Raw genomic sequence first — 22,405 nt, forward strand, 5'->3', positions numbered from 1 at the left:
CGAGCGATGAACTTACCTCATTTCACGATCATAGGATACGCGTCCGTTCTCAATCAGAGATGCCTTCGCCTTGGTTCCTCCCCTGTGAAACGTGATCACATTGTGCAGCGAAAGAGACTCTGAGACGCGAGCGTGCGCAGAACGCCGGCCGCGGATGACTGCATGATCATGAGGGGGCCTGCAGGCCGATCTTAGCGAGGCTGGCGTCAATGTTGATTAGGTATGTACTTATCAGCGACGCGACGTACGCGCTCATCGCGGTGGTCGCACTGCGCCCATACTCCTGCTGTTCGCGCAGGATGTCGTTGCTCCGCCTGGAGGATGTGCACCTAGTCGCTCCTCATACTCGGGGAACCGGTAGGAATGAAGTAGGCAAACCGCCACCGCCTCCACGCGGGCTTCTCGCAACCGGCTCGCGAGCGATTGCTTCTTCATCATCAAAGGGCCGGACTACCGAATCGTCCCTTCGGATGCGCTCGTTCAGTTCAAACCGGAACTGTCGCTCCACCAAGGGAGTGGGCTTATCTTAGAACGGATAATACATGTGCGGTGTGCGAATGCGGTGCAATTCTAGCACATCGCGGAATCCGCTGTTGTGATGAGCGCAGTACGCGCCCCACGCCGCACCAATACTGCGTTCGTAGCAACTGTCCTGTGCACGACCTCTTCGAGTACAGCGGGCAGCGCGTCTTACGGCAATTCCGGATTCACCCTCTCAAAGCTCATGGTAACTCCCAATCGAAGCATAGGGCCGATCCCGACCAGGATTGCCACAACCGTTCACGTCGACGGTTATCAGCTGCTCGCTAAAGCTTACAAATATCTGTTTTCCTGGCTGAAATTCGTGACCGATATTGGCGCTCCAGAGAGGTCCGTCTGGCCTCAATGCACACGGCTGGAAGGCCGGCCTCCTTCAGTCCGAAGAACATCCACTGCGACAGCGGTCCGGCCTCCAGGCCGACGCGGACGTAGCCTCCACCGATCCGCTCCAACTCGGCCGCGAACGTCTCCGGATCAGATCCGACCCGGGACTCGTGCACCAGGCGCCCATCTCCATCCACTACGCGCACGTTCGTCAGCTCAAGCGACACATCAAGACCTACGTAAAGATCAGTCATGCTTGCCTCCTTCTCGGCAGTTGAACATGCCGGTCATGAAAGCACCGGCGCCTCCGGAACCGAAGCCCCGACTACGCCATCTGAACGAGATGCTGTTCTTCGGCGTCGATCATGCCCGCTGCGCCATCACCGATTGGGTGGACGACTACAACATCGCGAGGCCTCACTCCTCGCTCGGCTACCAGAACCCGGCGGCTTTCGGCCAGATCCTCAACGCAACCGGCTCCGACGCTGCGCTCATTGCAGGCTTCGCGTCTGACCGGTTGCTCAATCCGCGCCATACGGCGTAACAGAATGCTCTGATTGCTCTGACCTGAAAACTGGATCGTTCGAAAGTGGAGTTCTCCGCGGTAACATCCCTGGCTGGGAGGAGCGGAAGACGATGAAAGCATCGAACTTCTCGGACGCGCAGAAGGCGTTCATTCTGAAGCATGGGTCGGACGGAATCCCCGTCGCGGATATCTGTCGTCGGGCGGGGACAGCCAGGCGGCGTACTTCAAGTCCAGTTTTAGTTCTTTTCCGGCTTGGGTCGTGCGCTGCTGGGCGGGTGAAGCGACCTGACCATCCCATTCGGAACAGCGACACTATCGGTTAATTTTGCTTGAGGCATGCGGGGGGCAATTTTTCGCCCGACATTTTAGTGTTCGGATCCTGACACAGTGACGTGCAAGTATTACGCGTCTCCGGCCCGAAACAGTGGTTTGCCCCTTACTCACAATTTGGCCCGCCGATTGCATGGGATCCGGTAGGGATCCGGGATGAGTTGCGATCGGGTGGTCTCCCGGCCAGGAGGCCCGAATGACTGCTCAAACGATGCGACTCAATGGGATAGATAGTGCAATGTTGAATGCTGTCCCGCCAACGCAATTTTTTCAGCGTTCGGCGCGAGTGCTGCTATCATTTAGCCAGCAGCGGCTTTGGTTCCGTTCCCACCTGTTGGGCGGCAGCGAGGCCTCTCAGATGGGGCTTCGCGGTGAGCCTGACAAAGCGGCGCTGCGGCGGGCATTGGAAGGGTTGGTGGCGAGTCATGAGCTGCTGCGCACCACATCCTCAGGTGGACGACGGCGAGCAGTTCCAGCAGGTCGGGCCGGCGTCCGACGGCCTACCGCGGATCCGCGCGCGAATGGCACGACCGCCGGTGGACGACCAGTTGCTGCTGATGACATTCACCACTTGGCCTCCGACGGCTGGCCACGCATATGATGACGTGCGAACTCAGCGAGCTCTACGCCGTAGCCCGGGAGGGCTGCGCGGATCGGCTGACGCCGTTGCCGGTGCTGAAACTGGATCGGTCGCGTGCGGCTCGGCAGGACTACAGCGGCAGTTGCGTCGAGTTCTTGTTGCGCCAGCCGCGAACCGCGCAACCCAAGCTGCTGAGCTGCCGCCATGGGACGACGCTTTTCACGATGGTGCAAGCGGGTGTGGTGCCGGCGCCGTTGTCAGGCCAAGGCGAGTTAGTGATCGGCACGGTGAGCGCCAACCGGACTCTCTACGAATTCGAGGGGCTAATCTGTCTGTTCGTCAACACCCTCTTGCTGCGGATTGCTTTGTCGGGGGATTCGATACTGGGGACTTTGGAGCGTGTGAATGCCGCCGTTTTTAGTGTAGACCTTACCAAGACCTGCCACTTAGACAGGTGGCAGAATTCATCAACCCGCCCGGCACCCTGGGTCGTACCCCGGTCTCGCAGTTTATGCCTGCCTGGCAAAAACGCTGGGGCGTTAGCGGGGGTGCTGGAGCTGAAAATTGAGTACGTCAGCGTCGGTGAACGTGTCGACCGACATGATCTTGCATTTGAGCTTGCCGAGGTCGGTGAGGCGACTGGTCGGAAGCTAATTTACGCGGCGTCGCTCTTTAGCCGAAGAGCAGTCGAGCAATTCGCCAGCTCCTTGCAAGAGGCGCTACGTCAAATAACGGTCGAATTACGGGCAGCGGCTCTGGATGAACCACGTTCTCGCGTCAGAGCCGAAGGGACGGGAGCCGCCCATCCCCAGGATGACTGCATTTACAAACCGCTTGGGACGCAATCGAGGCAGAATCTGCAGGCGGTTCATCGCGAGGACCGGAGCGTAAGGGATCATGAACGGAACGCGCAGACGACCTCGGCGGCGTCTCGACCGAGATGGAAGCGAAACGCCTTCGCTACGGTGTTGGTAGCTTCGATCCTTGTGACGTTAATTTTCTTAGTACGTTGGACCTCCTCCTGCGTTTCCCGGAACCGTGTTGGTGGAGCCCGGCGGCTATCTATGAAGAGAGCGCTATCTCCCCTGGGATAGGGGTAAACTCTGCCCGATTGGCCGGCCGTACCAGCGCGAGCCGTGTTTCCCGTCGTGACCGCAGGCGAACATGAAAGGAGTAGCTCATGCGAGTAGCCATTGTTACCAACAGTGATTTTAACGGAGTAATTAGTCGGTTCGGTCAGCCTTGTCCGCATCCGCCGGAGCGCAGCATCCCAGAAGACGTAGTGGCAGCACTTCAACAGGGCGGCCACGAGACTCTATTGTGTGAAGGCGACAAAGGACTGCTCGCCGCGATCGAGCGATTCATGCCAACTGGCCCACAAGGCGGCCCCTTGGGTATGGTCTTCAACTTGGCGGAGGGGATTCAGGGCGAAAAACGCGAAACCCACGTTGCTGCCATGCTTGAAATGGCCGGTGTTCCCTACACTGGATCTGGCCCGCTCGGGATCGGGCTGACGTGCGACAAGGTCGTTACGAAAATGCTTATCCGCGACAAGGGCGTGCCGACCCCGAACTTTCGCATCATGCGTCGCGGCACCGAGAGTGCCGCCGGCCTGCAATTCCCAGTGGTAGTCAAGCCGCGCCACGAAGGCGCCAGCCTCGGATTGCAACTCGTATATGAACATTCTAAGTTGAAGGAGGCCGTGGAAGTGATCGCCACACAATATGGGCAGGATGCGCTCGTGGAAGAATACATTGAGGGGCGGGAAATCTGCGTTGGGCTGCTCGGGAACGAAGAGCTCGAAGTGTTGCCTGTGGTGGAAATGAACTTCGGCGACCGCGAAACGCGTCTTATGGATTGGGACGCGAAATTCGTTCCGGCCGCAGCGGTGCCAACGATTTGCCCAGCGCAAATCGAGAGCCGGCTTGAGACGATATTGCGGGATATTTCGGTTGCAACCTTTCGCGCCTGCCATTGCCGGGATTATGCGCGCCTCGATTTCCGGCTCGATCGCTCTGGCCAGCCGTTTGTCCTGGAGATGAACTCCCCAGCGGGGCTCAATATGCACTACTCGGACTTAGTCGTGGCCGCAAGAACCGCCGGATACACCTACTCAAGCTTGATCAATCATATCCTCGATATCGCCCACACCCGGTGTTTCGGATTCGGCATCCCCTGACACTACTGCGTCATCATTTGTTGCGGCAGTATGGGCATCGCGGACGCTTGCGCCGTCCCTTTGCCATGAACGAGGACTGCCCCACTGCCAAACAATATCATCAAGACTGAGTGCGGCACCCTCACTGGCGCGCAAGCCCAGCTTGTGTCAAGCGAAGTGAGGATTTGCCCCTATCGCGCTCCGTCGTAGCTGAGGGAGAGAGGGGCCAGCTCGAGGATAATCAGCCCAGCCATTTCCATGCGCCTCGAACGGCTCGTACATGCTGGGTCTCTTCGGATAGGGTTTGGTCCGCCGATACGGCCGCCGATGCGTTGGTCGTGTCTCGCCACTCTTCCAGGCCGTCTTCAGATTCGCGCCGAGCGCTTGAGATCGATAACGGCCGGCTCCTCAATCTTCGCATTCAGGCGCGACGATCGACCCGCCTTCTAAGCTCCTCCTGCGAGGCACGGATACCAAAACAGCAGCACGGGATCGGCGGTTTCCATCATTGCCTGTAACTGCTGCTTGTTGGCCTCGGCCACACCCGGATGTGTAATGACACGGGCCGCAGGCGGAACTGGCGGATGTTAGCGCTTGATCACGCGTGCGCCGATCCGCGTCAAGGGCGGCGGTCGCCTCCGCGCCGACAAACCAACCATACCCCACCAGACGACGCACGAGGGCGCCATTCTTCTGCTCCACATGCGCTTGGTCATTCTTTCGATAGGCGCGAGAGCGCGTCACTTCCAGTTTCTCACTTCCGCACCAGGAGACGACGAACTCGTTCATGGAGGCGCTGTCGTTGTCGAAATCTACGCCCAGCAGGGGGAAGACGAGCGGGCCTGCTTGATCGCCACGATCACATTGCCGCTGTCGCGCGTGCGGACCGGAACGCATTCGGTCCAACCCGTGGCAATATCGGTCAAGACCATCGTCTGCACAAAGCTGCCGGACGAAGATGTGCCGGAATGCGCCACGAAATCGACCTCGACGTAACCGGGCGGCGGATCATCCCAGTCCCCGAAGGTGCGCACCGGCGCGGATCGGCGAACCGCCGAACTCATTTCTGCTCGGCGGCGCAGGCCCCCGCGAGCCACAACACGTGCCTCCGCCAAAAGCCGATCCATCGTCGCCGGGCTCATTGTCAGCAGCTTGCCGCGGAGCGCGGCATCGAGCTCTAGCCGGCCATGCCGTTCAAGCGCTGGCAGCGAGACTGGTATCAACGGCCGCAGCCGTTTGGAACATAGCCGCTCCGATGCCTCCCACAACACCACGAGCGCTTCGCGAACATCACCGCCATAGCGAAGGCCGTGCCTCTCGTTGCCAGGCGTCTTCGACGCGCGATGACCAAGCACTCGGATCGCATGCTCGCGATGATAACCGGTCACCGCGACGAACGTAAGCGCCACGCCGCTCCCCTCGTGCGGCGCATGAGGTGAATGTGCCAAAAATCCCCGATCGCGAGAGACGGAGGGCCTACATGGGAGCAGACGGCAAAATGGACGTCCATTTGGACGTCCCAACAGCTGGCTACGCAGGCCGGCTGGAGGTTCTGGAAGGTCCGACGGGGCGTCGGGGACAACTCCACTGCCAGAAAGCATGGCGCCGATGTTCGCGCCGCTGATGGTGGAAGAACCATCGGCGCCTCAGCGGACGATGAGGCCACCGAAATCGGCGCCAGCGCAGGTGGAAATCGTGATCGACGACATGGTGATCCGAACGGCGGTTGACCTCGAGCATCTGGCGCAGGTGATCCGTGCGGTGCGGGCCTCGCGATGATTGCACCGGGTGCCGATCTGAAGATCTACATGGCGACCCGTCCGGTCGACTTTCGTCGCGGCCTCGACGGGCTGGCAGCTGCGGTGCAGGAGATACTCGGCCTCGACCCATTCTGCGGGGCGGCCTTCGTCTTCCGGGCCAAAAGGGCTGACAGGATCAAGATTTTAGTCTGGGATCGCACCGGACTGGTGCTGGTGCATAAGCGGCTCGAGGGTTCGAAGTTCGTTTGGCCGCAGGTTCGCGACGGTGTGATGCGGATGTCGCCGGCGATGTTCGCGGCCTTGTTCGAAGGGCTGGATTGGAGACTGGTTCGCCCCGACCGGGCACGGCGTCCGCAGCTTGCCGGATGAGTGTGGCACAGTGACTCAGGCGTTGTCTCTGATGGCGTTATCGGTGTTCATGTGCTTGATTTAACGCATGAATCTGACGGTTCTCCAGGAAGAGAACGAGCGTTTGAAGACGCTCCTGGCCCAGACGCAAGCGGCCTTGGCCGAGCACCAGGCTGCCTTGGCTGAGGCCGAAGAGGCGCGCCGCCGGCTAGAGAGCATCGTCAGCCAGCTCAACCACGAGAAGTTCGGTGCCAAATCCGAGAAGCTGCATCCGGATCAATACCACCTGCCGCTCGAAGACGTGGAGATCGCGCAGGGTGTGCTCGATGCCGCGCAGGAAAAGGCGCAACGGGTCATCCAGGGCCGTTCGGACGACACCTCCGGTTCTCGCCGGCGCAACCGCGGTCATTTGCCTGCCCATCTGCCGCGGGTGGAGCGGATCATCGAGCCCGAGAGCACGCTGTGCCCGTGCGGCTGCGGCGAGATGGCCAGGATCGGCGAGGACGTCAGCGAACGGCTGGACGTGATCCCGGCGCAGTTGCGCGTGCTGGTCACGCGCCGCCCGAAATACGCTTGCCGCCGCTGCTCGGGCGCGGTCGTGCAGGCCCATGCGCCTGAGCATGTGGTGCCTGGCGGCCTGCCGACCGAGGCATTGATTGCCCAGGTCATCGTCGCCAAGTTTGGCGATCACTTGCCGTTCTACCGGCAGGCCGAGATCTACGCTCGCCAGGGCATCCAACTGGATCGCGCCACACTGGGCAATTGGGCTGGCCGGGCCTGCTTCCATCTCAAGCCCATCGCCAGTCACATGAGCTGGCATCTGGCTGGCGCAGATCGTCTGTTCATGGACGAGACCACGGCGCCGGTGCTCGATCCCGGACGCGGGAAGGTCAAGAAGGGCTTCTTCTGGGCAATCGCCTCCGATGACCGCGGCCATGGTGGCCAAGGCCCGCCCATCGTGATGTTCCACTATGCGCCGGGGCGCGGCGGCGAGCATGCCGAACGCTTCGTTCAAGGCTTCGGCGGACAGTTCCTGCAGGTTGACGCCTATGAGGGCTATGACCGGCTGACACGCCTGGAACGGCCGCAAGGACCGTGGATGCTCGTCCATTGCTGGAGCCATCTGCGCCGACGTTTTGTGAAGCTGGCGCGCAACACCATGTCCCCGATCGCCGAAGCCGCCGTGCGCCAGATCGCCACGCTCTACGCCGTCGAGGCGACGGTGCGCGGCATGACGCCACAAGCTCGGCTCGCCGCGCGACAGCAGTACTCCACCCCGATCATCGCCGCCTTGAAGCCGTGGTTTGAAAAGCAATTGTCGATGATCTCCTCGGGCTCAAAGCTGGCCGAAGACATCCGCTATGGTCTTGCCCATTGGGAAGGGCTCACTCGCTTCCTCGGCGACGGGCGGCTCGAGCTCGACACTAACCCAGTCGAAAACGCCATCCGGCCAGTATGCTTGACCAGAAAAAATGCTCTGTTTGCTGGCCATGAGGTCGGGGCCGAAAACTGGGCGCTGCTCTCATCCGTCGTGGCCACCTGCAGGCTCAACGACGTCAATCCCGTTGCCTACCTCGCCGAAACTCTCGACGCCATCATCAACGGCCATCCACAGAGCCAGATCGAGGAACTCATGCCCTGGCGATTCCGGAAAACGTCAAGCCCAAATCCATAGGCGATCGGCGAGGCGCTTACCGACGAACTCATCGAGGATGAGGCGCTTATCGCCTCTCGGCTCCCCTCCAAGGCCGCTGGATATGACCCGGATTAAATCGGACGTGCTCTTTAGTTCTGATGCCAGGAGTCGCCCGCGGAACTTGCGTATCGCAAGGAAGAATCCAAATACCGCCTTGTGCAACCAGCGCCCAGACGCGTCAACACCTCGTGTTGGTTAATGCCAGTGGCCGCCGCAAGGTCATCAACTGTGAAATCTTTCCCTAACAATTCCACAAACACGCCCGGACCACAAAGCGCCTCAGGAACGTCTGTTATATCTATCATTGTGTATTCCATAGAGATTGCTCCGATTAGAGGGGCCGAAAATCCGGCAAATCGAACGGATACCTTATTCGCGCAGGCCCATGGAAGGCCGTGCTTGAAACCGACCCCGGCGATAGCTACGCGGCTAGGTCGGGCCGTACGAAATGTAGCGCCATAGCCGACAGCCTCGTGCATAGCCACATTGCGCACGTCGAGTATTTTAGCTTGGAGCCGTACAACGGGCTGCAGTGGATTTGGTTCAATGCCAGCGTCATTGAGCCCGTAGAGTGCTGAGCCCACCCGTACCATGTCGAAATGATAGGATTTACCTAGCCAGACACCAGCGGAGGCCGCGAGGCTACCGGGGGTGGGCTTGAGCAGATCGTAGATCGCCTGAAAGCGGTTCCTTTGCAACACATTGGTCGGGTCCGCAGGGTGTTCGCTGCACGCGAGGTGGCTGAGAACGAAGGAAGGGGGGTGCCTATCGAAAGCACCAAGAAGATACGCCCGACGCACATCCGCAACAGCCAGTCCTAGCCGGGAGAATCCTGTTTCCACGTTGAGAAGGTATCTTTGCGTCCCTGCTGCACTAACGGCCTTCAAGTCAGAAAAATTATTCACGACAGGTATGAGGCCGTTGGATCGGTAGCATCGGCCAAATCTCGAAAAGTCATCGCAAAAGATCGCAATTCCTCCGTCTATGTGGGATGACCTTAGAAGCAACGCTTCGTCTAGATTGGCGACAAACAGCAGATTGCAGCCGGCAGCAACGAGCGCCTTTGCGATCTCTACGAGACCAAGTCCGTAGGCATCGCTCTTGACGACAGCAGCCACCCTCACGTGTGGCCCAACGAGCGCCGAAATAGCCTCAAAGTTCGCTTGAATTGCGCCAAGATCGATTTCGAACACAGCAGTGGCAGCACGTACCTGCGGCAATGCCCTCTGCTCTCCAATAGTTTCCATCTCCTTAGCCTCACAAGCTCGCTTACGCAGCGCGTTAACCGCCAAGCCCCCAAGTCCAGACCATTGCGTTGCAGCACGCTCAGAGCCACTTGGGACGATATCGGAAAATGGACGTCAGGTTTGTTTAAAATTAAAAAATTAGCGTTAATGATAAGTTGCTCTTGGTCGTGCCCCGCTGAGTAGATGCTATGGGGCGAGCGGCGAGGGTGCGGCATCTTTCGGCGCTGTTAGAACCAACTCTTCAGAAGGAGGCGCTCCATGCCGCAGTCTTTCGACGCAAGCCGGTCGCTTACCGCTCTCGAACAGGATAACATGATCGTCGCCGTCATCGAAATGGGCAAGGCGGAGTGGCTGATTGCCGCGCTTTCCGGGCTTCAAGCGCCAGCCGCTAAAGAAGATTGATGCCGACGCGCCATCATTGTTGAAGCTGCTGCAGCGCTAGCGCGACGAAGCCGGCCAGGCCGGGCATACGATCGAGCGGATCGCCGTCGCCTATGAGGCGGCCGGCGACGGCTTTTGGCTGGCGCGCTGGCGGCGGGCGCGCGACATCGAGGCCTATGCCATTCACCCTGCCAGCGTTCCGGTGTCGCGTGAGAACCGGCGTGCCAAGACAGATAGGCTCGACACGGAGCTTTTGATGCGCGCCTTCCTCGGCTGGCTGAGTGGTGAGAAGCGCCATTGCAGTATGGCGGCGATTCCGACGCTCGAGGAAGAGGACGCGCGGCGGCCGAACCGCGAGCGGCAGACCTTGGTCGGTGAGCAGACGCGGCAATCAACCGCAAAGCGATTCTCGCCCGCTTCGGCATTCGCAGCTTCCGCTTGAGTCTGCGTAATGCGGCGGACAGGCTCATCGCCATCCGCATAGCGGAGGGAACGCCGCTGCCGGACAACACCCGCGCCGAGTTGCTGCGATGGTGCGCCTCATCGCACGAGTCATCGGCGTCGGTGTCGAGACGGCGGACATGCTGGTCCACGAGATCCTGTCGCGCGGATTGCGGCCAGCGCACTGTCCTTCTAGAAGAGGAGAAAGCGCCAGGCCAGCTGGATCATGCCATGCCGCACGCGGGCACTGCCGGCGCGTGGCAGCCCCTTCTCGCGCCGGCGTTTGCCGCTCTCGTCGGGCGAACCCGGCATAGCGCGCCACCGCGCGGCGATCACGCACCGCTTGCTTGAGCGGCTCGACCTCCTGCGTGCGCAAATCCGCACCATCGAGGGCGACCGCCTGCGTAGGCTCGCCGCGGCTCCGGCTGCACCAGAAGGCCGCATGCCGATGGTTCCAGGCGCGCACGCCCGACGGCCGCAAGGCCACGCGCAAGACGATGATCGTGGCGCTGGCGCGCAAGCTTCTGATTGCGCTGTGGCGCCTCGTCACCACGGGCCAGGCGCCACAGGGCGTCGGCTTGCGTGCGGCGTGATGGGGACACGTGGGAAGGGAGAGCAACGCACACCCAATTGGCTGGCCCGCAGAGGGTCTGCCGATGATGATCCGAGGTGGCGGCAACCCAAAGCTACACATGGTCCTCAGACCGCCGACGTAGAATGGGCCCGCCGCCCCGGAGCTTCGCCCAGCGATGCGCAAGGGATGAGCGGGTACGACCAACGTATGTGAACTTCCGATAAACGTCGAAACTTTGACCAATCGTTGTACGAGGAAAAGCAGATGACGGCGATCGGCGCGAGAGCGACTGGAGCCGGTGCATCCTCGCGCACTGCGAAGATATGGGATCAGGCGAACTGGTTGCACATTCAGGCAGAGGTGAAACGGCTTCAGGTGCGTATCGCCAAGGCAACCCAGGAAGGCCGATGGCGCAAGGTGAAAGCGTTGCAACGTCTGCTGACCCGCTCGCATGAGAATCGCGGAAAGAGAACGCCGGGGGTGGACGGTAAGATATGGTCATCCCCGGCGGCCAGATGTAACGGGATGATGTCACTTCGACATCGCGATTATCGCGCGATGCCGTTGCGACGTGTTTACATTCCCAAGAGTACGGCAAGAAGCGTCCGCTGGGAATTCCCTGTATGCGGTGCCCGGGCGATGCAGGCGTTATGGAAGCTCGCTCTGGGCCCGGTGGCAGAGACACTGGCGGACCCGAATTCCTATGGGTTCCGGCCCGAACGCTCGACTGCCGACGCCATCGAGCAGTGCTTCATCACTCTGGCCAAGCGCGCTTCGCCAGAGTGGATTCTGGAAGGTGACATCAGAGGATGTCACCCCTGGCTTCTGAAGCATGTCACGATGGAGAAGGAGGTCCTGCAAAAGTGGCTTCAAGCCGGATATATTGATGAGGGAACTTTGTTTGAGACGTCGGCGGGAACCCCGCAAGGGGGAATTATCTCGCCGGTGATCGCGAACACGGCGTTGGATGGGCTGGAGGCGGCAGTCTACGGAAGCGTGGGATCGTCGAAACTCTCGCGCAGCAAGGCCCAGCTCAACGTCATCCGCTATGCCGATGAGTTTGTGGTGACCGGCGCATCGAAAGATGTGCTCGAATGTCCTTCCGGCGGTCAGGCAGTTCCTGGCCACCCGAGGTCTGGAACTCTCAGAGGAGAAGACCCGGATCACGAACATCGCGGAGGGTTTCGATTTCCTTGGCCAGAACGTACGCAAGTACGACGGCAAACTATTGATCAAGCCGGCGAGGAAGAGTGTTAAAGCACTCCTCGACAAGGTCAGGGAAATCATCAAGGGCAATGCGAGCGTCACGCAGGAGGCGTTGATACAGAAACTGAACCCAGTTATCCGAGGATGGGCCATGTATCACCGTCACGTCGTGGCGAAAGCGAGCTTCTCATCGATAGATTCGCACATCTGGCAAATGCTCTGGAAATGGGCAAGTCGACGCTATCCCACGAAAGGAGCACGGTGGGTGAGGAACAGGTACTTCCGGGTCGATGGACACCGGTCCTGGGACTTCGCTACGAAGGGTCCGGCAGATGCCAGTACCAGCGGGTGCCGGCTCTTCCGCGCAATGACGATCCCGATTACGAGGCACGTCAAGATCCGGGGACTGGCTAATCCATTTGATCCGGCATGGTTCACTTACTTCGCCCGCCGTCGAGTTGCGAAACCCTCCGTCCAGTTGTTCGGTGCCACGCCATGGTGCTGAAGAATGGCTTGAGCCGGATGCGGGGTGATCCGCATGTCCGGTTCTTAGGGGGCGGCGGCGCAGCAATGCGCCGCTGCTACCCGACCAGCTGCATGGAGCGGGGGCTGACGGAACTGTCGTATTTCGCAAGAAGCTGTCGCGCCTGCAGTTTTGCAGGTTTATGGAGGGCCAGCCGGCATGTGTCGTGGCGATGGAGGCTTGCGCCGGCTCCATCATTGGGCTCGAGACGGTCCAGCTTGGCCATCAGGCCGAAGCTGATGAGCGGGCCGCTATCGCCCGCCACATCCGCGAGATCGACCGCCTGGTCGAGGATCTGGCTGACCTCGATCGCGACATCGCCCGGGAAGCGTTGATGATGTGCACGTCCGGCCGCTTCAGATCGCCGTGTTGCGAACGAATCCTTCGTCCCTGATCTTGACCCGGATCTCGAAGAAGACGAGCAAATAGCAATCTCCAGCGGCCGGTTTTGCCACTCGGCCACTTGCTCCAGGACGGCGTCGGTCAAGCCGAGATCAGGTCCTGCGAGCCGTCGATGCCGTAGAGTTTCTCCAGATGGCCGCAGATCTCGCGCACGCTCATGCCGCGCGCGTAACGTCGACACGATCTTGGCGTCGAAGTCGGGAAAGCGGCTCTGGTACCTGGCAATCAGCTTCGGATCGAAAGTTCCCGCACAGTCGCGTGGGATCGACAGCGTCATCTTCGACGTGCCCGTCAAAACTGTCGAATGGCCTTTGCGGCGATTGGCGCCGCCCTCGGTCCGCCGTCATCGAGGTGCTCGCCGAGTTCGGCGTTCAGTATCCGCTCCGACAGCGCCTTCCTCAGGTCGCAGACCAGGGCGGCCGTGCAACGGCATCGGTGTGATGGCCCATTTTGTGACTAACTGTATATTCCAATGAGCTGACAAAGTTGCAATCGTCCTCCCAAGCTTAGGGCGCTTCACGTTCACGATTGAGAATGCGAACAACCCCCGGGCTAGACATGGGTCGTGGGAACAAGATCACATTTGGCACCGCTGTTCATCCATAATTCTGCCGGGTAAAGTCGGACTATTTCTATTCTCATGCTGTGCGCAGAGTCACGACAAGCATTGCCAAAAGCGCACAATTTCTCCTTTTGGGTTTTACTGGTGGACCTGATCGTACTCGACGAGCGGAGATGGCGGGGTTATTTACCATTTCTTGACCCACATGATCGCGGAACTCGCCGCACCTTTGTTGACTGCAAATGGGATGGAACTATGACGATATTGTCTGGAGTAACACGGTGACGGCGACCGCTGAGGTCGAGGTGCGCGACCATGTTTTGATCAAGATGTCGGATGGGGTCCAGCTCTCGGCCCGCATTTGGTTGCCAAAGGTCGATCAGCCGCTGCCGGCCCTGCTGGAGTATGAGCCCTATCGAAAAGGCGATTCGCCCTACCGCAACGCGGACGGGACCATGCGCATGACGCATCATGCTTGGTATGCCGCCCATGGCTATGGGTCGGTTCTGGTCGACATCCGCGGTACTGGCGACTCCGATGGTCTGACGAGTGACGAATATTCTCTGCAGGAGCGTTCCGACGCGGTTGAGGTGATCAACTGGCTGGCCGCGCAGCCATGGTGCAACGGCCGGGTCGGCATGATCGGCCTCTCGTATGCCGGCGTCAATTCATTGCAGATAGCGGCGCTTGCGCCGGAGTCGCTGAAGGCGATCGTCACGATCCACTCCTCCGATGACAATTATGGCACCGATTCGCACTACTTCGGCGGCGCAGTGTGCGGGGAAGCCATCGACTGGGGCACATGGCAGCTGGCACATTGGGCCACGCCACCCGACTCAGATCGCGTCGGCCCGGGTTGGAAAGAGCAGTGGCTACAGCGTCTTCACGGGCTTAGGCCGTTCTTGTCGACCTGGCTGAGCCATCAGACGCGCGATAACTACTGGCAGGACGGACGTGGCGTCCGTGACAACTATGGCGCGATCAAGGCGGCAGTCCTGGCGGTAGGCGGTTTCAACGACCGCTTCCGCGACACTGTGTTCCGGCTGGTGGAACATCTGTCCGGGCCGGTCAAGGGAATCGTCGGACCTTGGGAGCACGAGTGGCCGGACGAGGCGGATAAAGTTGGACCGGCGATCGGGTTCCTCCAGGAGACACTGCGCTGGTGGGACCGCTATCTCAAGGACATGCCAACGGGCGTTGAGGACGACCCGGCGCTGCGTGTCTATATCCAGGACGCCGCTCCCCCAGCGACGAGCTACCCCATGCGTGAAGGTCGATGGGTGACCGAGCCCTCGTGGCCGTCACCGAATGTCACCACGCGCACCATGCGGCTCGACGACATGTTCTGCCGCGATGCTGTTGGTGTCGATGTGGTACCGATTGATACGCCCGAGCACTGCGGCATCGACGGGGGCGCCTACATGCCCGGCCACAGCTTGGCGGACTTGCCGCCGGATCAGCGGGAGGAGGACGGGAGATCGGTGTGCTTCGACACCGAGCCTTTAGCTCAAGCAATCACCGTGCTTGGCATGCCCGCCGGGAAGCTGCGTGTGCATGCCGACGGGGCCGCGGCAAACCTGATCGTGCGGCTGTGCGACGTCGCTCCGGACGGCGCGTCGACGCTCGTCACCCGCGGCTATTTGAACCTACAGCGCCGCGAGGGAATGGACCGAACCGTCGATCTGCCGCCCGGATCCGTGGTGGAGGTGACCGTGCCGATGATGACGACCGGCTACGTGGTTCCGGCTGGCCATCGCATTCGGCTGGCTGTCTCCACCGCCTATTGGCCTTTGATGTGGCCGCATCCGGTGCCGGCAAAGGCCGCACTCGACCCGGCTGGCAGCGCGCTCGTGCTGCCGGTGCGCCGTGCCGACGCGCCGTCTGAACCGGTCCAATTCGAGCTGCCCGAGCATTTCGAGCCGCCCGTCCCTGCCGACGCTGCGCCCGGCGCCCTCGACACCAGCCCGGCCAAGCGGAGTGCGGATCGCCAAGTGCAATACAACCCGGAAACGAAAGAGTGGCGACTTACCACTCTCGATCCAAGCTACAACCGAAGCAGCTATCCCGACGGCCCGTTGCGAATCGAGAGACGGAGCCGGCAAACCTCCTCAATTCGCTCCGACGATCCAGCAAGCGCTCACGGCGTTTCAGAGTATTACCGTCGCTTTCAACGACCTGGATGGGATGTCGAGATCAGCGCCACCGGGACTATGCGCGTGGAGGACGACAATTTCGTTACAGAGTACGTACTGACGGCCACTCTGGACGGAGAGGAGGTTCATCATCGCAGGTGGCATGATCGCATTCCGCGATCCAGGGCCGGGAAAGCATGAATCGACCGCGCCCCGTTGGCGAGCCTACCCCGTGGTCTGGAAGATGACGAGGGCGGGCTTGGCTAGAGGAGGTTGGAGGCACGAAAGGTACGAAGACACGGCGAACCACAGCAGCTTTAGGCAAAATTGGGAGGAAGCTATGGAAAGAATTATTAAGAACATCGACCGCCGCACCCTTCTAAAGGGTGGAGCTGCGATGGGCGGTGGTCTCATCGCTAGCAGCATGCCGCTCTCGCAGGTGATCTGGGCGGCGGAAGGTAAAGTGCTCAAGGTCGCCCTCGGAGCGGAGCTTGGGTCTTTGGATCCCGGCTTCTACACCTCAGATTACGAAGTTCCAGTAATGGAGTGCCTCTACGCGAAGCTCACGCGTTTCAAGCCAGGATCTGAATGGGGCTGGAATTTGGAAGCGGCGGAAAAGTTGGAGCAGATCGATCCGACGCATATTCGCTTTCGCCTGAAAAAGGGCATTAAATTCACTGGCGATTATGGAGAGATGACCGCCAGAGACGTTAAATTCTCGTTGGAACGCATCATCCAACACAAGTATTGGACCACGTCGCTGCTAGGTCCGGTGGATCATGTCGATATCGAGGACGATCATACGGGCGTTATCGTGTACAAAACGCCGTTTGTGCCTGCCTGGGTCATCACATTCCCCTGGGCTATCGGTCATATCGTTTCCGAGCAAGCGGTGATGAAGGCGACCAAGGATGGTGGCAATTTCGGCATGAACCCACCGGCATTCTCTGGGCCGTATGTGCTCGCGGAGTGGAAGCAAAATCAATACACGCTGCTGACCCGTAATCCCGACTGGTCGGGGCCAAAGCCAGGATTTGATGAAATCCGCATCGTACCGATTACTGACACTAAGGCGGCGGAACGTGCCTATCAAGCCGGCGATGTCGATTACACGGAGATCGGTCTCGATTCACTTGCGACGTTCAAGACCAATCCGCCGCCCGATACAAAGGTCGAGGAGCATCCCTCGCTGAGCTACGCCTGGCTTGGCATGAACATGGATAACCCGACGCTGAAGGACATCAATGTTCGCAAGGCGATTCAATGGGGCATCAATGTGCCGCAGATCCTGGACATCGCCTATGCGGGACAGGCCAACGTCGCAACCGGGATCGTTGCGCCAGGTATTGTCGGACATCGCGAAAAGGCACTTGTGCCACCGGAAGGCGACTTGGTCAAAGCTAAGGAGTTCCTGGAGAAGGCCGGTATCACCGACCTGCAGCTAACCCTCGATTGTGCCAATACTGGCCCTTACACGACAATTGCGCAGACGATCCAGGCGCAGTTGTCGCAGATCGGAATTGCGGTCCAGGTCAATGCCCAGGACCAAAGTTCCTTCTGGACGATCGGTCAGGAAACAGCAGGCGATCGTTGGAAGAACCTGCAGTTATATATTCAAGACTACTCCGGTCTGCCTGATCCATTTTACTCTACGAGCAACTTCGTGACCGCTCAAGTGGGCATTTGGAATTGGGAGCGCTTCCGCAGCGATCGCTATGACGAGCTCGATGCCAAGGCAGTGACTATCGAGGATCCTAACGAACGCGCAAAGCTTTATTACGAAATGCAGGACCTCTTGGAGGAGTCGGGCGCCTACCGTTTCCTGACGAACGGTGGTCGTCCCGTCGTGTACCGCACGACTAAGACACAAGCTGCGAACCTCCCACAGGGCTACCCTGTATATGTCGACTTCAAGCCGGCCTGAGTAGTGGAGGCTGCGCAATGTTATTTTATTTTTTAAAGAGGTTGGTCCTCGCGGTCACGATCATCGTGATCGCGGTGACACTTCTCTTCATGATGATCCATTCGCTACCCGGTGATCCAGCTTCTACTCTGCTTGGCCCGCGCGCCACGCCCGAAATGAAGGCGCTGCTGCATCAGCAGATGGGCCTCGACAGGCCGTTCGTCCTACAGATCGCCACCTTCTTCGGCGGACTGCTGCGCGGCGATCTCGGGTATGACGTGTTCAGCCAGAGGCCGGTCGCCGGCATCGTGTTTGCGCAATTGCCCTACACGATCGAGCTGATCCTCGTCTCGATCTTTTGGGCCGTAGCTATCGCCGTGCCGCTAGGCTGCTACTCAGCCATGCGGCGCAATTCCTTGCTCGACCAAGCGGTTGGGGTCGTTGCCGTCGCCACCATAGCCATTCCTTCGTTTGTCATGGCAGTCTATGCACTGCTGATCTTCGCCGTCGCCCTCCGCTGGCTGCCGGCGATCGGGCCTGGCGAGGGCTTTGTCGATGGGCTCGTCCACCTGGTCCTGCCAAGCTTTGCAATGGGAATCGGTTGGGTGGGCTACATCTCTCGACTGGTGCGCGCATCCATGCTCGAAACGCTGGGTGAGAACCATATCCGAATGGCTCGCTCTTTCGGGATTTCGGAATGGCGCATTGTTTACCGCTACGCTCTGCCGCTTGCGATCTTGCCAACGGTAACCATCTTGGGCGTAGGGATCGCATGGCTGCTGTCGGCAGCGGTGTTTGTCGAGGTGGTGTTCGCAAGACCGGGGATCGGCGCACTGATCGTGCAGGCCGTGAATACGCGCAATTATCCAATTGTGATGGGCGTTGTTATCGTCACCACCTTCCTTATCGTCATTTCAACAACGGCCTCCGATCTGGTCAATGCAAGCCTTGACCCCCGGGCCCGGGAGAAGCTCTGATTATGACGAGCATAGACACGTTTGATACAGCAGCTCCCCCAAGGAACAATCCAGGTGCCATCGGAGGCTTCCTGCGGCAACTGCTTAAAAACCGTCTGGGCATACTTGGCGCGGTGCTTGTCCTGGGTGTGGTGGCGAGCGCGATCTTTGGTCCGCTCATCGCCACACATGACCCCATCCGCATTATGATCGGGCCTCGTTTGGCAGGACCTTCAGCAGATTTTCTTCTTGGCACGGATCAACTCGGCCGTGACACTTTTTCGCGTACGATCATGGGCGGTCGCATCCCGCTTCTCGTTGCCTTTGCATCGCTCGGCAGTTCGCTTGTCGTTGGGCTCTTCCTTGGCCTGATAGCAGGGTTCGGGCCGCGCTGGCTCGACAATCTTCTGCTACTATTCTTCGACACGATCCGCTCGTTTCCCGGGATCATATTTGCTTTGGCCATCATCGCCCTACTGGGGCCCAGCATGTCCAGCGTGATCCTAGTCATCGCAATAACATGTATGCCGATCTATGCGCGTGTCGTGCGCACCCAAACGCAAGCCCTGCGCAACTCCGATTACATTGACGCGGAGCGAAGCATGGGCGCCGGCACGATGCGCATCCTTGCCGTCCACATGCTGCCTAACGTGGTTGGGCCGCTTCTCATCCTTGTGAGCATGGACGTGCCGGGGGTGATTGCCTTTCAAGCAGGTCTGGGCTTTCTCGGCATGGGTGTGCGCCCTCCGACGCCAGACTGGGGAGCAATCCTGAACGATGGCTACAGCTATATCAATCAGACGCCTTGGCTCGTCATTGCGGGGGGTATTCCAATCGTCGTCGCCACGCTGGGCTTCACATTCCTTGGCGAAGCATTGCGTGACATATTCGATCCCAAGCTGCGGAAAGACCTATGAGACACGACGATCTGACATCTCCCGCCGCTCCGCTTCTCGCGGTTTGGAACCTCAACCTCGACTTCGGCTCGCCACGCGGGCGTGTTCACGCACTGCGCAACGTAAGGCTGGACGTGCCGACCGGACAGATAATCGGCATCGTCGGGGAGAGTGGATCCGGCAAATCCACGCTTGCCTATACTGTGATGGGTCTACTTCCGAAAAACGCTCAGGTTACTGCCGGCAGCATCATATTCGAAAGACGCGACCTGCTTACGCTGACTGCCCAGGCGCGCCGCAGTCTGATGGGTGATCGCCTCTCCATGATCTTCCAGGATCCGATGACCGCGCTCAATCCGGTGCGGACCATCGAGAGCCAGATGATCGATATCCAACACCACGAACAACGAGGACGTAGTGAAAAGCGCGCTCGTGCGATCGACATGCTCAAGCGCGTCGGAATTCCCGATCCGCAAAGCCGCATCGGGAATTATCCGCATCAGTTCTCTGGTGGCATGCGCCAGCGCATCTGCATTGCCATGGCACTTCTGGTGAGACCGGCGCTGCTCATCGCCGACGAGCCGACCACAGCGCTTGATGCAACGTTGGAAGTCCAGATCATCCATCTGCTCAAGGATCTGCAAAGGGAGATCGGTTGCTCCATCCTGTTTGTCTCGCATCATCTCGGCGTCGTCGCTGAATTGTGCGACCGGGTTGCCGTCATGTATGCGGGCGAGGTGGTGGAGCAAGGCGCCGTACGCGACATCTTCCATAATCCCGGCCATCCCTACACTCGGGCGCTGCTTGAGTGCGACCCTGGACGGATCAAGCAACGGACGCGCAATTTGCCGACCATCCCCGGAGACGTTCCAAGCCTGCTCGGAAGCAAAAAGGGATGTATCTTCCACCCTCGGTGTCCTCACGCCTTCGATCGCTGCGTGCATGAGACGCCTGGCGAATACCGTGTCGCTGCTGACCAGGTCGCGCGATGCCATCTGCTCGATCGAGCCGGGGTGGTGGCGGCATGAGTGCGCTGCTGAGTGTCCAGGACCTGCGCGTCCGCTTCCGCACCATGGGGTCACTGAAGGCGCTCACCACGGGCACGGCAGACCCTTTCATTGACGCTGTGTGCGGCGTCTCCTTTGAAATCCACAAGGGCGAGACGCTTGCCCTCGTCGGCGAAAGCGGATCTGGCAAATCCACCATCGCGCGCACGATTATCGGCCTTCAGCCGGCTGTTAGCGGCAGCATTCGTTTCGACGGGCAGGAACTTATCGGCCTCAAAGCGGCCGAACGAAAGTCCTACCTGCGCCGCATGACGATGATGTTCCAGGACCCCGTCGGCTCCCTCTCGCCGCGGCTGACCGTGCAGTCGCTCCTCACCGAGCCATTCCGCATACACGGCGTGAGCAATCGCGATCCCGATGCCGAAGCGGAGCGGCTGTTGCGCACGGTCGGCTTGACGGCCGACTTTGGGCGCCGCTATCCCCATCAGCTCTCTGGCGGTCAGGCCCGGCGCGTCGGCGTCGCTCGTGCCCTTGCACTCAACCCAGACTTGATCATCGCCGACGAGCCCACAGCTGGGCTCGACGTGTCGGTCCAGGGCGAGGTGCTTAATCTGCTTGCTCGCCTGCAGGATGAACTCGGGATCGCGATCCTCATCATTACCCACAACCTCAACGTAGTCCGCCACATGGCCGATCGTATGGCGATCATGTATCTCGGCCGCCTTGTCGAGATTGGCTCCACCGAAAGTATTTTCGATTATCCGCGTCACCCATATACGCAAGCTTTGCTGTCGGCCAACCCAGTGCCCGATCCAGACGCTGTTCTCAACCGCATCGAGATCAAAGGCGAGGTCCCGAGCATGCTGACACGGCCCTCCGGCTGCGAGTTCCACACACGATGCCGCTACGCGCAGGACATCTGCAGCCGGGTTTTCCCCGAACCTGCAGCCACGGATGACACGGAGCATCGCTTCAAATGCCATTTCCCACTCTCCTGCGAAACTGCGGCAGCCTTGGAACAACTGGTAATTCCCGACTGGATCAAAGCCGGCCTGGAGCCGGGAGCCCAGGAAAAGCTCTGATTAGACTGCGCTCCGCCGTCGCGGAGCGAAAAAGCAGGTTCTACGTCGACGAGGTGATCTTGATCACGGTGTTCGCAGTGCCAGTCGTGGCGCCAAAGGGGCCAGTACGAATAGCTGATCGAAAGGCAATCCAGGGCGAATGAACTTCGTTTTACGCCGCCTCCTCCCAAGGCGTGCCGGCCCGGCAGTGAGCTCAGTCTCCTGCCGGGCGTCTGGGTGGCGGAAGCTATGTCGCCGAGACCCTTCCCGCATTGGAGACAGCCAGCGACCACCGCATGGTGTTGTACGATGCGTCTAAATTCGCCGAGTTCGTAGCTGTCCTGCAAAACAGAGCAATGATCGTGTTGTCCCCTGCTGAACTCGGCAGACATGCTTGCGGTGCGCCAAGCCGGGGCCGGAACAAGAGCTGTTCAAGAATCTTGCGCTAAGGCCGAACGGAAAGTGAACGCCCGGATGTTCGCTGTGGATACGCCATTTGCCTCCTGTACCGCTAGGCTGCTTTGGACCGAGGTTTGGCCACTACCGTTCTAGCGTGGAGTGGAAAGTGGCCAGAGGTGCGCTTCTCAAAGAACACGAACGAAAGACGCTGCTCGACATTCCGATCGACGAAGACAGTCTGATCCGCCACTATTCTCTTGCGCCGGCCGATTTGCCGGAAATCCGTAAGCGCTATTTTCCCCGCACGTTGACGCCGGCGCTTTCGACGGATGGCCTTCGAATTGGGAACGGTATCTGGTCTGATCAGGCTGCTGTTGCTTTGGCGAAGTTGAAGGGCAGCAGATCGTAGATATCAGCGTCCTCGTTGCGTTGAGGCAATTCGGTGACAACAGT

The 22,405-nt window shown here is 59.8% G+C and carries 22 protein-coding genes and 3 pseudogenes; 20 read left to right on the plus strand and 5 right to left on the minus strand.

What is annotated here, in order from left to right; translation table 11 throughout:
• Nucleotides 1-806: 806 nt before the first annotated feature.
• On the minus strand, nt 807-1,118 hold the full coding sequence (locus tag NKJ67_RS29335) for a hypothetical protein (RefSeq protein WP_352584699.1): 312 nt from the start codon (nt 1,116-1,118) through the stop codon (nt 807-809).
• Between the two features lie 26 nt (nt 1,119-1,144).
• Between NKJ67_RS29335 and NKJ67_RS35220 the strand changes: the two genes are divergently transcribed.
• The 4 genes and pseudogenes from NKJ67_RS35220 to NKJ67_RS29350 all read left to right on the plus strand — a co-directional run bounded on the left by NKJ67_RS35220 (nt 1,145) and on the right by NKJ67_RS29350 (nt 4,479).
• A complete protein-coding gene (locus NKJ67_RS35220) occupies nt 1,145-1,408 on the plus strand; it encodes an integrase core domain-containing protein (protein ID WP_502905245.1) in 264 nt (87 codons plus the stop codon).
• Between the two features lie 92 nt (nt 1,409-1,500).
• A pseudogene (locus tag NKJ67_RS35225) lies at nt 1,501-1,616 on the plus strand (transposase); the annotation flags it as partial.
• A gap of 704 nt (nt 1,617-2,320) precedes the next feature.
• The gene (locus NKJ67_RS29345) at nt 2,321-3,394 is read left to right on the plus strand and encodes a condensation domain-containing protein (protein WP_352584818.1); all 1,074 of its coding nucleotides are present in this window, start codon (nt 2,321-2,323) and stop codon (nt 3,392-3,394) included.
• 86 nt (nt 3,395-3,480) lie between these two features.
• Nucleotides 3,481-4,479: a D-alanine--D-alanine ligase family protein gene (locus NKJ67_RS29350; RefSeq protein ID WP_352584701.1), complete on the plus strand. Its 999-nt coding sequence runs from the start codon at nt 3,481-3,483 to the stop codon at nt 4,477-4,479.
• A 791-nt stretch (nt 4,480-5,270) separates the two neighbouring features.
• Here the strand turns inward: NKJ67_RS29350 and NKJ67_RS29355 are convergent.
• Nucleotides 5,271-5,867: a hypothetical protein gene (locus tag NKJ67_RS29355; RefSeq protein WP_352584703.1), complete on the minus strand. Its 597-nt coding sequence runs from the start codon at nt 5,865-5,867 to the stop codon at nt 5,271-5,273.
• 199 nt (nt 5,868-6,066) lie between these two features.
• On the opposite strand from NKJ67_RS29355, the gene NKJ67_RS29360 reads away from it, so the two are divergent.
• The 3 genes from NKJ67_RS29360 (at nt 6,067) to tnpC (ending at nt 8,241) form a co-directional block, all read left to right on the plus strand.
• On the plus strand, nt 6,067-6,237 hold the full coding sequence (locus NKJ67_RS29360; protein WP_352584705.1) for a hypothetical protein: 171 nt from the start codon (nt 6,067-6,069) through the stop codon (nt 6,235-6,237).
• A complete protein-coding gene (gene tnpB, locus NKJ67_RS29365) occupies nt 6,234-6,587 on the plus strand; it encodes an IS66 family insertion sequence element accessory protein TnpB (protein WP_352584707.1) in 354 nt (117 codons plus the stop codon). Before NKJ67_RS29360 ends, tnpB begins: the two co-directional genes overlap by 4 nt.
• Nucleotides 6,588-6,654: 67 nt before the next feature.
• Nucleotides 6,655-8,241: an IS66 family transposase gene (gene tnpC / locus NKJ67_RS29370; protein ID WP_352584709.1), complete on the plus strand. Its 1,587-nt coding sequence runs from the start codon at nt 6,655-6,657 to the stop codon at nt 8,239-8,241.
• Nucleotides 8,242-8,351: 110 nt separating this feature from the next.
• Here tnpC and alr read toward each other — a convergent pair whose 3' ends face one another.
• Nucleotides 8,352-9,509 (minus strand): alanine racemase, encoded by a 1,158-nt coding sequence (gene alr / locus NKJ67_RS29375; protein WP_352584711.1) that lies wholly within the window; start codon nt 9,507-9,509, stop codon nt 8,352-8,354.
• Between the two features lie 258 nt (nt 9,510-9,767).
• Here alr and NKJ67_RS29380 point away from each other — a divergent pair, with 258 nt between their 5' ends.
• A complete protein-coding gene (locus tag NKJ67_RS29380; protein ID WP_352584713.1) occupies nt 9,768-9,911 on the plus strand; it encodes a hypothetical protein in 144 nt (47 codons plus the stop codon).
• Between the two features lie 13 nt (nt 9,912-9,924).
• Here the strand turns inward: NKJ67_RS29380 and NKJ67_RS29385 are convergent, their stop codons facing one another.
• Nucleotides 9,925-10,077 carry a hypothetical protein gene (locus tag NKJ67_RS29385; protein ID WP_352584715.1) on the minus strand — a complete coding sequence of 51 codons (153 nt, stop codon included), beginning with the start codon at nt 10,075-10,077 and terminating at the stop codon, nt 9,925-9,927.
• A gap of 69 nt (nt 10,078-10,146) precedes the next feature.
• On the opposite strand from NKJ67_RS29385, the gene NKJ67_RS29390 reads away from it, so the two are divergent.
• The 5 genes and pseudogenes from NKJ67_RS29390 to NKJ67_RS35235 all read left to right on the plus strand — a co-directional run.
• Nucleotides 10,147-10,332, plus strand: a complete 186-nt coding sequence (locus tag NKJ67_RS29390; RefSeq protein WP_352584717.1) for a hypothetical protein — start codon at nt 10,147-10,149, stop codon at nt 10,330-10,332.
• A gap of 346 nt (nt 10,333-10,678) precedes the next feature.
• On the plus strand, nt 10,679-10,924 hold the full coding sequence (locus NKJ67_RS35230; RefSeq protein WP_502905246.1) for a hypothetical protein: 246 nt from the start codon (nt 10,679-10,681) through the stop codon (nt 10,922-10,924).
• A gap of 245 nt (nt 10,925-11,169) precedes the next feature.
• Entirely contained in the window at nt 11,170-12,162 is a 993-nt protein-coding gene (locus NKJ67_RS29400) for a reverse transcriptase N-terminal domain-containing protein (RefSeq protein ID WP_352584719.1), read from the plus strand.
• The gene (locus NKJ67_RS29405; RefSeq protein WP_352584721.1) at nt 12,134-12,616 is read left to right on the plus strand and encodes a group II intron maturase-specific domain-containing protein; all 483 of its coding nucleotides are present in this window, start codon (nt 12,134-12,136) and stop codon (nt 12,614-12,616) included. Before NKJ67_RS29400 ends, NKJ67_RS29405 begins: the two co-directional genes overlap by 29 nt.
• 73 nt (nt 12,617-12,689) lie before the next feature.
• Nucleotides 12,690-12,844 (plus strand): annotated as a pseudogene (locus tag NKJ67_RS35235) (IS110 family transposase); the annotation flags it as partial.
• 283 nt (nt 12,845-13,127) lie between these two features.
• Here the strand turns inward: NKJ67_RS35235 and NKJ67_RS35240 are convergent.
• Nucleotides 13,128-13,331, minus strand: a pseudogene (locus NKJ67_RS35240) (transposase); the annotation flags it as partial.
• A 548-nt stretch (nt 13,332-13,879) separates the two neighbouring features.
• On the opposite strand from NKJ67_RS35240, the gene NKJ67_RS29415 reads away from it, so the two are divergent.
• The 7 genes from NKJ67_RS29415 to NKJ67_RS29445 all read left to right on the plus strand — a co-directional run bounded on the left by NKJ67_RS29415 (nt 13,880) and on the right by NKJ67_RS29445 (nt 22,361).
• Nucleotides 13,880-15,931 carry a CocE/NonD family hydrolase gene (locus NKJ67_RS29415; protein WP_352584725.1) on the plus strand — a complete coding sequence of 684 codons (2,052 nt, stop codon included), beginning with the start codon at nt 13,880-13,882 and terminating at the stop codon, nt 15,929-15,931.
• A 139-nt stretch (nt 15,932-16,070) separates the two neighbouring features.
• Nucleotides 16,071-17,654 (plus strand): ABC transporter substrate-binding protein, encoded by a 1,584-nt coding sequence (locus NKJ67_RS29420; protein ID WP_352584727.1) that lies wholly within the window; start codon nt 16,071-16,073, stop codon nt 17,652-17,654.
• A gap of 17 nt (nt 17,655-17,671) precedes the next feature.
• A complete protein-coding gene (locus NKJ67_RS29425) occupies nt 17,672-18,610 on the plus strand; it encodes an ABC transporter permease (RefSeq protein ID WP_352584729.1) in 939 nt (312 codons plus the stop codon).
• 2 nt (nt 18,611-18,612) lie between these two features.
• Nucleotides 18,613-19,506 (plus strand): ABC transporter permease, encoded by an 894-nt coding sequence (locus NKJ67_RS29430; RefSeq protein ID WP_352584731.1) that lies wholly within the window; start codon nt 18,613-18,615, stop codon nt 19,504-19,506.
• Nucleotides 19,503-20,513, plus strand: coding sequence for an ABC transporter ATP-binding protein (locus tag NKJ67_RS29435; RefSeq protein WP_352584733.1), 1,011 nt, complete (start codon nt 19,503-19,505; stop codon nt 20,511-20,513). The genes NKJ67_RS29430 and NKJ67_RS29435 overlap by 4 nt, the downstream gene beginning before the upstream one ends.
• Complete coding sequence (locus NKJ67_RS29440; protein ID WP_352584735.1) at nt 20,510-21,574, plus strand: ABC transporter ATP-binding protein; 1,065 nt, start codon at nt 20,510-20,512, stop codon at nt 21,572-21,574. The genes NKJ67_RS29435 and NKJ67_RS29440 overlap by 4 nt, the downstream gene beginning before the upstream one ends.
• 544 nt (nt 21,575-22,118) lie before the next feature.
• Nucleotides 22,119-22,361: a DUF4158 domain-containing protein gene (locus NKJ67_RS29445; RefSeq protein WP_352584737.1), complete on the plus strand. Its 243-nt coding sequence runs from the start codon at nt 22,119-22,121 to the stop codon at nt 22,359-22,361.
• Nucleotides 22,362-22,405: the final 44 nt, after the last annotated feature.

Origin of the sequence: Mesorhizobium sp. M0088, from assembly GCF_040322895.1 — a bacterium.
GTDB lineage: Bacteria > Pseudomonadota > Alphaproteobacteria > Rhizobiales > Rhizobiaceae > Mesorhizobium.